Source organism: Mycobacterium sp. NPDC003449 (genome assembly GCF_053588415.1).
This window is the reverse complement of record NZ_JBSFPX010000369.1, coordinates 1-1,535: the sequence shown is the minus strand read 5'-3', so window position 1 is coordinate 1,535 and position 1,535 is coordinate 1. Positions and strand designations below refer to the sequence as shown.

2 protein-coding genes and 1 pseudogene are annotated in these 1,535 nt (G+C 68.1%); all 3 read right to left on the bottom strand.

Annotated elements, in window-relative coordinates:
• Positions 1-36 precede the first annotated feature (36 nt).
• Positions 37-315, bottom strand: a pseudogene (locus tag ACWDTP_RS38385) (SHOCT domain-containing protein); the annotation flags it as partial.
• A 55-nt stretch (positions 316-370) separates the two neighbouring features.
• On the bottom strand, positions 371-1,180 hold the full coding sequence (locus ACWDTP_RS38380; protein ID WP_450028433.1) for a cutinase family protein: 810 nt from the start codon (positions 1,178-1,180) through the stop codon (positions 371-373).
• A 161-nt stretch (positions 1,181-1,341) separates the two neighbouring features.
• Positions 1,342-1,535, bottom strand: a 194-nt coding sequence (locus ACWDTP_RS38375; RefSeq protein ID WP_450028432.1) for an EF-Tu C-terminal domain-related protein, incomplete at its 5' end; no start/stop codon positions are given.

Below are 1,535 nucleotides of genomic sequence, written 5' to 3'. Positions count from 1 at the left end.
CCTCGATCATGACGTCGCTGTGGTTCGAACAGCTGCAATCTCGGTGTTGGTCTCCTGGATGCCGGTGACCTGGGCGAGCGCCAGCACGCCGCGCTGTTCGAGGTCACGGGTCTTGGCCGCGGACCTGGCTCCCGCACCCGTGATCGCCAGTGCGATCAGGACATCGAGGGCGGTGATCAGCAGACCGGCCCAGAACATCCACTTCATCATGGGCTGGGCACCGCCGGCGAAGTAGACGGTCAGAAAGATCGGCCCGACGATTCCGCACAGGAGGACGAATGCCTGAATCCGGATGTACCGCCACACCGTTGACATCGCGCGCTCCCGTCGTCGACCGGACGCACACAGCCTAATCCGGCGGGCGCCGCGGTCAGGAACCTACCGGCAAAGTCTGGTAGCCCATCGACGGCGCCAGCAGCCGGTACAGCGGCTGGGTCCACGGCAGCGTGCTGCCGCGGGCGTAGCTGGTGTGCACGGCGATCGCGGCAGCCGACACCTCGTCGGCGTCGGGGTCGTAGTCACAGACGGCGTCACCGAGATCGCACACGCTGATGGTGCGCCCCGCGACCGAGACCGGCAGCGCGGCCGGGGCATGGGCCAGGATCGGCCAATCCTGCGCGACGCCCGTCCCGGCGCCGGGCACCGCGGTCACCGTGCCCATGTTGAGTGTCGGATCGGTCGGCAGCCGGTCTCCGTCGGCGACCAGCAGTGCCGCCGCGAGGTTGGGGCTGGCGTCGAGCGCCTGGAGGTTGCGGTGTACGACCATCGCGCCCTGCGAGTATCCGGCGAGCACGACCTTGGTGGCCGGGCACTGCTGGGTGAACGCCGCGTACTGGCCGCCCAACGCGGCCACGCCGGCATCCACGCTGCTCATGAAGCCACCCCAGCCGAGCAGATCGCCGTCGACCGGCACCGGCGCGGCCGGGTAGGCGACGGCTTCGGCCGTCATGGTGCGGCCGTCCTGTTGCACCAGCTGCGACAGATCCTGCAGGGAGCGGTAGACCACCCGGCCCATCCCGCCGTTGGCGTTCGGATTCTCCCGCTCACCCGATCCGGCGACGCCGATCAGATGCAGGTCGGGGCACCCGGGGGCGGCCGCCGCCGGACCGGCCTGGAGGCCGGTCAGCACACCGAGACCGATCGCGGCGGCACCGGCCAGCGCATAAATCCGTCGAAACATGACCCCTACCCTTCGGGTGACCCGGTACGGCCATCCACTGGCCATATGCGGTTATCATCGCACCAACAGCCCCATGCGTTACACCACGCGCTCACCAGCAGACGCAAAACTGCCCCTTTTCCTCGGAAAAGGGGCAGTTTTGTGTCTGCTCGCGCAGGAAATTACTTGTTGATCTTGGTCACCCGGCCGGCACCGACGGTACGGCCGCCCTCGCGGATCGCGAAGCGCAGGCCCTCGTCCATGGCGACGGGCTGGATCAGCTTGACGGAGATGTCGGTGTTGTCACCGGGCATCACCATCTCGGTGCCCTCGGGCAGGGTCACCACGCCGGTCACGTCCGTGGTACGGAAGTAGA